Origin of the sequence: Amycolatopsis umgeniensis (assembly GCF_014205155.1) — a bacterium.
Taxonomy (GTDB): domain Bacteria; phylum Actinomycetota; class Actinomycetes; order Mycobacteriales; family Pseudonocardiaceae; genus Amycolatopsis; species Amycolatopsis umgeniensis.
The window spans coordinates 8734228-8743678 of sequence record NZ_JACHMX010000001.1 but is presented as its reverse complement, the minus strand read 5'-3'; the positions used below and the strand labels follow the sequence as shown (position 1 = coordinate 8743678).

Sequence of the window (9451 nt, the reverse complement as noted above, 5' to 3'; positions counted from 1 at the left end):
CGGGGTCTGCCTCCACCGTTCAAAGCTCGAAACGTCGTACGCCGGTCAGGCGGGCCCGGTGCCGCTCACCGCGTACTCGGGCCGGGACGCGTCAGCGGCGCGCCGGTCCACAATGGACTCCAGGATCTCGCCGACCCGGACGGCGGTGTTGGACAGCAGCGACGACGTGATGCCGTGCGAGTGTTCGGTGCCGCCCTGAAGGTAGATCCCGCCGTCCAGCGGTGGTTCGGTGACGATCCGGTAGTCGCGTTCGACGCGGAGCCTGCCCTCGTCGTCGCGCAGGCAGGCGGAGGCGAGTTCGCCGAGCAGCGGCGTCGGGTCCGCCGGGCTGTACCCGGTGGCGTACACCACGAAATCGGCGTCGAGCCTGGTCAGCTCCCCGGTCTCCAGCGCCTCGATGGTGACCCGGACCTCGGATCCGGTGTCGATGACCTCGGTGGGACGGGAGACGTTGATCAGCTTGAGCCGCTCGATCCCCTGCACCTTCTCGCGGTAGACGCGGCGGTACAGCTCGTCGATCAGCTCGATGTCCACGGCCGAATAGTTGGTCGCGCCGTGATAACGCATCAAGCGTTCCTTGACCGCTTCCGGTGCCTCGTAGAACCGCCCGACCGCTTCGGGATCGAAGATCCGGTTGGCGAACGCGCTGTCGTCGGCCGGGCTGTAGCCGTAGCGCGCGAACACCGCGCACACCTCGGCCTGGGGGAATTGGTCGTGCAGCAGCGCGCTGACCTCCGCCGCGCTCTGGCCGGCGCCGACGACGACGAACCGGCGCGGCTCCTCGGCGGCCATGCCCTCGAGGCGGTGCAGCATCTCGCTGTTGTGCCAGATACGAGTGCCCGGCGTCACACCTTCGGGGAGATTCGGCCGCAGCCCGGTGCCCATCACCAGATTGCGGGCACGCAGATTCACCAGTTCACCGCCGGTGCGGGCGTGAACGTCGAAGAACACGATCTCGTCGCCGTCGAAGACCGGCGTGACCGAAAGCACTTCGGTGCCATAGGAAACCAGGTCGTCGACCTTTTCCGCCGCCCATTCGAAGTAGTCGTGGAACTCGATCCGCAACGGGAACAGGTTCTTGTGGTTGATGAAATCGACCAGCCGGTCCTTGCTGTGCAGATACGAAAGGAAGCTGAACGAACTCGTCGGGTTCCGCATCGTCGCCAGGTCCTTGAGGAAGGAGACCTGCATGGTGGCGTTGTCGATCAACATCCCGCGGTGCCAGCCGAAACGCACCTGACGCTCGAGGAAGTGGGCCGTGACGGTCTCGGCCCCGGGCAGCGCGTTGTGTTCGGTGACGGCGATGGCGAGCGCCAGGTTCGACGGTCCGAACCCGACCCCGACCACGTCGTAGACCGGAACCCGTTCGCCGACCACTGCTCGTGCCATCTTGAACCCCTTGCGCGGCTCAGCCGCATCTCGGTACTTCGTTACAAAGACCAGGGAACCCTAACCTAAGTTAGGTGAGGCTCAACTAGTACTTTCAGTGGTGATGTTCATCCCTCGACCAGGAGGAGGCCGGTCCCATGCGGGTCGCCATGTTCGGATACCAGACCTGGGGACACCGCACCCTGCGGGCGTTGATCGACGCGGGCCACGATGTCGCCCTCGTCGTCACCCACCCGAAGAGTGACCACGCCTACGAGAAGATCTGGGCCGACTCCGTCGCGGACCTCGCCGAGGCCAACGGGATCCGCACCCTGCTGCGTCAGCGTCCCGACGACGCGGAACTGCTGGCGGAGCTGAAAGAAGCCGACCTCGACCTGATCGTCGCCAACAACTGGCGCACCTGGCTGCCGCCCGAGATCTTCGAGATGCCGCGCCACGGCACGCTGAACGTCCACGACTCGCTGCTGCCCGCCTACGCCGGCTTCTCGCCGCTGATCTGGGCGCTCATCAACGGCGAGCCGGAAGTGGGGCTCACCGCCCACATGATGGACGCCGACCTCGACGCGGGCGACATCGTGCTGCAGCGTTCCGTCCCGGTGGGATCGAAGGACACGACCACCGATCTCTTCCACCGGACGGTCGATCTCATCGCGCCGATCACCACCGACGCCATCGAGCTCATCGAGAAGGGGGACTTCACCCCGGTCAAACAGGACCGGTCGAAGGCCAGCTTCTTCCACAAGCGCGCCCTCGAAGACAGTCTCATCGACTGGTCCTGGCCCGCCGACGAGATCGAGCGGCTGGTGCGCGCGCAGTCCGACCCGTATCCCAACGCCTTCACCTACCACCGCGGCAAGCAACTGCGTGTGGTCCGCTCCTCGGTGTCGACGGGTCTTTACGGCGGCACCCCGGGCCGGATCTTCATCCGTGAGGGTGAAGGCGTCGTGATCGTCGCCGGTCCCGAGTCGCGGCGCGGGCGGTCTCACGGGCTCCTCATCGAGCGTGTCCGGACCGAGGACGGCACCGAGCTGGCCGCGAACGAGTACTTCCGCACCATGGGCGGCTACCTCACCACTCGCCCCTGACCGGCGGTTTCGAGGTCCCGGGAAAAAAGTCATCGCGGGACCGATGAGTTCGGCCGAAAGGCGCCGTTACATCGGGTAAGAACACTCGATGGGAGGCGCCATGACCGAAACGATCGCCGCGGCGAAGGCGGGGGACGAAACCGCCTTCGCCGCGCTCACCGGCAGGCACCGGCGGGAACTGCACGTCCACTGCTACCGGATGCTCGGCTCGTTCGACGAGGCGGAGGACGTCGTCCAGGAGGCGCTGCTCAACGCCTGGCGTGGGCTGGACACGTTCGACGGCGGGAACTTCCGCGCGTGGCTGTACCGGATCGCGACCAACGCCTGCCTCGACGCGATCCGCAAGAGCGAGCGGCGGGTGCCGTCGCTGCGCTCGTTCGCCGAAGTCCCTTGGATCCAGCCGTATCCGGACCGGCTGCTGGACGAGATCGCCCCGCCCGAAGCCGAGCCGGACGCGCTCGCCGTCGCCAGGGAGACCATCGAACTCGCCTTCCTCGCGGTCCTGCAGATGCTGCCGCCGCAGCAACGCGCGGTGCTGATCCTGCGCGACGTACTCGGCTGGCACGCCAGTGAAACCGCGGCCCTGCTGGACCTCTCGGTCCCCGCCGCGAACAGCGCGCTGCAGCGTGGCCGGGCGACCCTGCGCGAACGCCTTCCGCAGCAGCGCGGCGACTGGTCCGCCGCGGCACCGTCCGAAGAGGAACGCGCACTGGTCCGGCGGCTCATCGAAGCCCACGACAGCGGCGATTTCAGCACGTTGAGCAGCCTGGTCCGCGACGACGTCCGCGTCACCATGCCGCCGGAGCCGAACTGCTACATCGGGCTCGAACACCTCGCCAGGCACGGCAGGATCGCCGAATCGATGGGCGAATGGCGTGCCGTCGCCGTCGACGCGAACCGGATGCCCGCGTTCGCCTCGTATCTGCGGCGCCCCGGCGACACCGAGTTCCGCGCCTTCAAACTCGACCTCGTCCGCGTCGTGGACGGCAAGGCCGCCGAGTTCACCACGTTCGACAGTCACCTGTTCCCGGCCTTCGGCCTGGACGCCACCCTGGAGGGAAAGTAATGCCGGAGAAGATGACCGACGAGCAGCGCCGCGCCTTCCTCGCCGAGGGCACCCGTACCGCCGTCTTCGCGACGGCCCGCCCGGACGGCAGGCCGCACGCCGTCCCGGTCTGGTTCGCCCTCGACGGGGACGACATCCTGGTCAACCTGGGCACGGACACCGTCAAAGGCAAGGCGCTCAAGGAGAATCCGCGGGTTTCGGTGGTCGCCGACGATCCGCGCCCACCGTACTCGTTCGTGAGTGTCGAGGGGATCGCGGAGATCGTTTCGGATCCCGAGGGGGTCCGCGCCGGTTCGGCGTTGATCGCCGAGCGCTACCTCGGGGAGGCCGGGCCGGAGGCGATCGACGGGTGGCTGGCTTACGCGACGTCACCGGGGAAGGTGATCGTGCGGGTGCGGCCCGAGAACATCGTGGCGATCGCGAAGGTCGGCGGCTGAGCGAGACGTGATTCGCGTGATTGAACCCGGGACTCGCGTGATCAGAGGCGGATCTCACGTGACGGGGCGCCGCACACGCGAGTTCCGGGTTCAATCACGCGAGTTCCGGTTCTGATCACGCGAGTTCCGGGTGTACCGCCGAGCGGGAGTCACCTGGCCCCGGCCCTCATCCGGGGCCAGGATGGCCACGTGGCCGAGATCGTTTTCGACGAGAGCACCCGTTCCTGGCTCATCCGCACGGCAGCCACGAGCTACGCGCTCAGGCTGACCGAGGACGACACGCCCTCCCACGTCTACTGGGGTCCGCCGCTCACCAGTGAGCAACTCACCGACGTCATCCCCGAGACCAAAGCGCGCTGGGACGCCTTCAACGATCCCAACGAGGGATTGGACGAACTCGCCGCCGACGGCGGGACCCGCTACTGGACTCCCGCCCTCCAGGTCCGGTTCGCCGACGGGACCCGCGCCCTCGAGTGGCGGTATCTCTCCCACGACATCGACGACGGGCAGCTGCGCGTCCACTTCCGCGATCGTCACTACCCCCTGCGCGTCACGCTCGGCTACCGCGTCCCGGCGGGCACCGACGTCATCGAGCGCTGGACCGAGCTGATGCACGACGGCAAGGAAGGCCCGATCGAAGTCATCCGGGCCGATTCGGCGACCTGGGTCGTGCCGGTCCGGCCGGACTACCGGATCAGCCACGTCACCGGCCGTTGGGCCGCCGAGAGCCAGCTGCTCCGGGAGCCGGTGCCGCACGGCGAAACCACCTTCGGCAGCAGGCGCGGCATAACCAGCCATCACGCCAATCCGTGGGTGATGCTCGACGACGGTGAAGCGACCGAGCGGCACGGCGAGGTCTACGGCGCCGCACTCGCGTGGAGCGGTTCGTGGCGGATCACCACCACCCGCTCGTCCACCGGGCGTCTCACCGTGACCGGCGGCTTCGGCCAAGACGGCGTCGTCCCCCGGCTCGCCCCCGGCGAAACGCTCACCACACCGGTCTTCGCCGGGTTGTACACCGACGGCGGATTCGGCGCCGCGAGCCGCGCATGGCACGCGTACACGATCGGTCACGTCCTCCCGCATCCGGACGAGCTCCGGCCGGTGCTCTACAACTCTTGGGAGGCAACGGGTTTCGATGTCACCGAAGCCGGGCAGCGCGCGCTGGCGAAACAGGCGGCGGCGCTCGGAGTCGAATTGTTCGTGATGGACGACGGCTGGTTCGGCGCCCGGAACCACGACCACGCCGGCCTCGGCGACTGGCACGTCAACCCCGCCAAGTTCCCCGACGGCCTCGGACCACTCGTCGGCGAAGTGCACCGGCTCGGCATGAAGTTCGGCCTTTGGGTCGAGCCCGAGATGGTCAACCCGGACAGTGATCTCCACCGCGCGCATCCGGACTGGGTCCTGCACTATCCACAAAGGACGCGGTCCGAGCTCCGGCAGCAGCTGGTGCTCAATTTCGCCCGTTCCGACGTCGCCGAGTGGGCCTTCGACAGCCTCGACTCCCTCGTCGGCGAACACGGGATCGACTTCCTGAAATGGGACATGAACCGCCCGTTCAGTGAAGCGGGCTGGCCCGCCGACGGTGATCCGGACAGGCTGTGGGTGGAGCACACCCGCGCCGTCTACGGGATCATGGACCGTCTGCGCGCCGGACATCCCGGCCTGCGGATCGAGGCGTGCAGCGGCGGCGGCGGGCGGATCGATCTCGGGATCATGGCCAGGACGGACCAGGTCTGGACCTCCGACAACACCGACGCGCTCGACAGGCTCGTCATCCAGCACGGCTACGGGCAGGTGTACCCGGCACGCGCGATGTCGGCGTGGGTCACCGACGATCCCAATTTCGTCACGCACCGCTCCACCCCGCTGCGGTTCCGGTTCCACGTCGCAATGGCGGGGGTGCTCGGCGTCGGCGGCGACATCGTCGAATGGTTCGAGGAGGACCTGGCTTACGCCCGCGAACAGATCGCTGTGTACAAGGAGATCCGGCCGATCGTCCAGCACGGCAGGCTCTACCGGCTGGTGCCACCGTCCACCGACGGTGTCTCCGCGCTGCAGTACGTCTCAGCCGATGGCGGACGCTCTGTCGTGTTCGTGTTCCGGCAAGCGGCACATTTTCCCACTCCCGAACGACCGGTCCGGCTCGACGGCCTCGACCCCGCCGCGCGTTACCGCGACGAGGACACCGGGAAGGTGCGGCACGGCGCCGCGCTCCTGGCACACGGCCTGTTCGCGGGTCTGCCGGCCGGCGATTTCGCCAGTGCGGTGATCCGGCTAAGCAAGGTCTGAGTGCCGCGATAGATCAGATGTATCGCCCATTTCGAGCGACAAAAGAGGCATCCGGCCGCTTGACAACCCTCTAGACATCCGATCGAATGCCGTCGTATATGAGACGCCGTGCATCGCTTTGAGAAGGGTGACTGGGGTATGAGAAGGTCCTTCGCGTGGGGAGCGGCACTACTCATCGCCGCGAGCCTCACCGGCTGCACGGTCGGCGGCGGGACGAGCACTTCCGGCGGCGAGATCTCCTTCCTGACTTTCGAAACCCCGAACCTGCCTCCGTTCTATTGGGACTCGGCCATCAAACGCGTGACGGACCGCAATCCCGGTCTCAGCGTGAAAAAACTGGTCGCCCCGTCGACCGATCGCACCGGGTACGCCAAGCAGCTGCTGCAGTCCGGGCAGTTCCCCGACGTCGCGATCGCCGTCGACTCGGCCGGTTTCGCCGAATCGGGCAACCTCTACGCGTGGACGCCCGAGGAGCTCAAGGACTTCCAGTTCCCCGCCGCCAACCCGATCAAGGGCGGGCACCACCAGCTGCCCGCCAACACCCAGACCATCCCGCCGATCTACTACAACAAGAAGCTCTTCGCCGACGCCGGCATCACGTCGGCACCGGCGACCTGGGGAGAACTCCTTGCCGCGTCGGAGAAACTGAAGGCGAAGGGCATCACGCCGTTCACCATCGGCGGCGGCAAGGAGGGGTTCCCGTCCGCGATGCTGCTGGACGGCCTGGTCAGTGTCGAGGTCTACGGCAAGACCCCGGACTGGCTTTCCCAGCGGCGGGCCGACAAGGTCAAGTTCACCGACCCGGCCTTCCAGCAGGCGTTCGGCAAGTTCGCCGATCTGGTGGCCAAGGGCTACCTCGACAAGACGCAGGTCTCGCGGGACTACTCGGCGACCGAGGCGGCCTTCCTCAACGGCGAAGGCGCCATGTACCCGATGGGCAACTGGTTCGCCGCCAGCGCCGATGCCAAGAAGCCGTCGTTCGACATCGGTGTCTTCAACTTCCCTTCCGAAGACGGGAAACTCGTCGTTCCCGCGTATACCGGTGGCGGCATCGTCGTCAACGCGAAGTCCCCGAAGCTCGACGCGGCGCGGAAGTTCGCGCTCGCGTTCCAGCTCGACAAGGAGCAGATCGACGCCTCGGTCAAGGCCGACGGCCTGTTCCCCGCGATCAAGGGCTACACGCCGCCGTCCGACGCCGGCCCGGTCTTCAAAGCGGGCTACGAACTCTACAAGGAAGCCGTGGCGAAGAACGCTGTCGTGAACGCCTTCAGCTGGGAGACCGCGGATGACGGGCTCCTGCCGGGTATGAAGGACAAGGTCTACCAGGCAGCCCAGGACGTCATCACCGGCCGCAAGCCGGTGGCCGACGCGTGCGCGTTCCTGGACGCCGAGTGGGCGAAGGCGCGCTGACCCCACGATGCGGAGAAAACCGATCTTGCCGAGGGTGTGGCATTTCGCCTCGTTCGGTGCACCCGGTGTCGTCATCTATCTCTGCTTCGTCATGGCACCGATCCTCATCAGCTTCGGCTACAGCCTGACGAACCACAATCCGTTCAACCCGCCCTCGGAGTTCGTGGGTCTCGAGAACTACAAGCTCCTCTTCCAGGACGAACAGTTCCTGACCGCGCTCCGGGTCACCACGATCCTGACCGTGATCGTGGTGGTCGTGCCGAACCTGCTCGGCCTCGGCGTCGCGGTGCTGCTCGACCGGAAAGGCTGGCTGTACCACGCTTTGCGGAGCGTGTTCTTCACGCCCGTGATCCTCAGCTCGGTCGTGGTCAGCATCATCTGGACGAAACTGCTCGACGACCGGGGACCGGTCAACGACCTCCTCCGCGCGGTCGGCGTCGAGCAGCCTCCGGGCTGGCTGTCTGATCCGGATCTCGCGTTGTTCTCGGTCGCGTCGATCGTGTGCTGGCAGATGCTGGGGTTCTGCGTGGTCGTGTACCTCGCGGGCCTGCAGGGCGTCCCGGCCGAACTGCTGGAGGCGGCGGAGATCGACGGCGCCGGCCCGGTCCGGCGGTTCCGCGCGGTGACCTGGCCGCTGCTCGCGCCGTCGTTGACGATCAACACCGTCGTCCTGCTGATCTCGGCGTTCAAGACCTACGACTACGTCAAGGTCGTCACCAACGGCGGGCCGGGTTCGGGAACCACCGCCACCATCGCGTTCGACGTCCTCGCCACCGGCCTCGACGCGAACCATGTCGGCTACGCGTCCGCGATGGCCGTGGTGATGCTGGTGATCGTGGCGACGCTGACCACGATCGTGCTGCGGTTCCTGCGGCGGCGGGAGGTAGACCTGTGACCACGGTGGACGGCTCACGACGGTCATGGCTCCGCCCCGCCGTGGCGATCCTGGTGAGCGCGATCTTCTTCGTGCCGTTGTACTACGTGCTCGTCAACGTCTTCAAACCCGGCGATCTGATCGCCCGGGAACCGGCGTCGGTCCCGCTGCCACCGACGCTGACCAACATCCACGCCGTGCTCACCCGGCCCGACGGCCTGTTCTGGGTGAGCCTCGCGAACAGCATGCTCGTCACCCTGCTGTCGATCATGGTGCTGACGGTGCTTTCGGCCATGCTCGGGCATTATCTGGCGCGCTCGACCCGGCGCTGGACCAAGGTGCTCGCGGTGATCCTGCTGGCGGGCTTGATGATCCCGCCGCAGGTGATCCTGATCCCGGTCACCGAGGTGCTGCGGCTGACCGGGATGATGGCGACGCTGCAAGGCCTGGTGCTGTTCAACGTGGGGTACTACGTGCCGTTCGGCGTCTTCGTGTTCACCGGGTTCATCCGCGGGGTGCCGGTGGAACTCGAGGAGGCCGCCCTGCTCGACGGCGCGAGCAGGGGGCAGGCGTTCTGGCGGATCGTGTTCCCGCTGCTGCGCCCGGCCACGGCGAGCGTCCTGATCTTCCTCGGGGTGTGGATCTGGAACGATTTCATCGACCCGCTGATCATCCTCGGCCCCAGTCAGGGGACCACGATCACCACCGGCATCTACCGCTCGATCGGCCAGTACCAGGCCGATCTCGGCAGCGTGTTCGCGCTGATGTTCCTGGCGACGCTGCCGGTGCTGATCTTCTACCTGGCATTGCAGAAGCAGTTCGTGAAGGGGCTCACCGGCGGCGCGACCAAAGGCTGACCGACGGCAGATACCAAGGCCGTGAAGGACTCCTTGCC

8 protein-coding genes are annotated in these 9451 nt (G+C 67.0%); 7 read left to right on the top strand and 1 reads right to left on the bottom strand.

Annotated features, from left to right (window positions below; all coding sequences use genetic code 11):
- Window positions 1-45 precede the first annotated feature (45 nt).
- Window positions 46-1389, bottom strand: a complete 1344-nt coding sequence (locus HDA45_RS39845) for a lysine N(6)-hydroxylase/L-ornithine N(5)-oxygenase family protein (RefSeq protein ID WP_184904391.1) — start codon at window positions 1387-1389, stop codon at window positions 46-48.
- Window positions 1390-1526: 137 nt separating this feature from the next.
- On the opposite strand from HDA45_RS39845, the gene HDA45_RS39840 reads away from it, so the two are divergent.
- The 7 genes from HDA45_RS39840 to HDA45_RS39810 all read left to right on the top strand — a co-directional run bounded on the left by HDA45_RS39840 (window position 1527) and on the right by HDA45_RS39810 (window position 9413).
- Window positions 1527-2474 carry a methionyl-tRNA formyltransferase gene (locus tag HDA45_RS39840; protein WP_184904389.1) on the top strand — a complete coding sequence of 316 codons (948 nt, stop codon included), beginning with the start codon at window positions 1527-1529 and terminating at the stop codon, window positions 2472-2474.
- A 100-nt stretch (window positions 2475-2574) separates the two neighbouring features.
- Complete coding sequence (locus HDA45_RS39835) at window positions 2575-3540, top strand: RNA polymerase subunit sigma-70 (protein WP_184904387.1); 966 nt, start codon at window positions 2575-2577, stop codon at window positions 3538-3540.
- Window positions 3540-3977, top strand: a complete 438-nt coding sequence (locus tag HDA45_RS39830; protein WP_184904385.1) for a PPOX class F420-dependent oxidoreductase — start codon at window positions 3540-3542, stop codon at window positions 3975-3977. Before HDA45_RS39835 ends, HDA45_RS39830 begins: the two co-directional genes overlap by 1 nt.
- Before the next feature lie 189 nt (window positions 3978-4166).
- Window positions 4167-6272: an alpha-galactosidase gene (locus HDA45_RS39825; RefSeq protein WP_184904383.1), complete on the top strand. Its 2106-nt coding sequence runs from the start codon at window positions 4167-4169 to the stop codon at window positions 6270-6272.
- Window positions 6273-6410: 138 nt separating this feature from the next.
- The gene (locus tag HDA45_RS39820) at window positions 6411-7682 is read left to right on the top strand and encodes an ABC transporter substrate-binding protein (protein WP_184904381.1); all 1272 of its coding nucleotides are present in this window, start codon (window positions 6411-6413) and stop codon (window positions 7680-7682) included.
- A gap of 7 nt (window positions 7683-7689) precedes the next feature.
- Window positions 7690-8577 (top strand): carbohydrate ABC transporter permease, encoded by an 888-nt coding sequence (locus HDA45_RS39815; protein ID WP_221471367.1) that lies wholly within the window; start codon window positions 7690-7692, stop codon window positions 8575-8577.
- Complete coding sequence (locus HDA45_RS39810) at window positions 8574-9413, top strand: ABC transporter permease subunit (protein ID WP_184904379.1); 840 nt, start codon at window positions 8574-8576, stop codon at window positions 9411-9413. The genes HDA45_RS39815 and HDA45_RS39810 overlap by 4 nt, the downstream gene beginning before the upstream one ends.
- Window positions 9414-9451: the final 38 nt, after the last annotated feature.

Excerpts from the sequence above, each read along its gene's own strand:
- HDA45_RS39830 (WP_184904385.1), top strand. The coding sequence starts at position 3,540 with ATGCCGGAGAAGATGACCGACGAGCAGCGCCGCGCCTTCCTCGCCGAG.
- HDA45_RS39845 (WP_184904391.1), bottom strand. The coding sequence starts at position 1,389 with ATGGCACGAGCAGTGGTCGGCGAACGGGTTCCGGTCTACGACGTGGTC.
- HDA45_RS39835 (WP_184904387.1), top strand. The coding sequence starts at position 2,575 with ATGACCGAAACGATCGCCGCGGCGAAGGCGGGGGACGAAACCGCCTTC.
- HDA45_RS39840 (WP_184904389.1), top strand. The coding sequence starts at position 1,527 with ATGCGGGTCGCCATGTTCGGATACCAGACCTGGGGACACCGCACCCTG.
- HDA45_RS39820 (WP_184904381.1), top strand. The coding sequence starts at position 6,411 with ATGAGAAGGTCCTTCGCGTGGGGAGCGGCACTACTCATCGCCGCGAGC.
- HDA45_RS39815 (WP_221471367.1), top strand. The coding sequence starts at position 7,690 with ATGCGGAGAAAACCGATCTTGCCGAGGGTGTGGCATTTCGCCTCGTTC.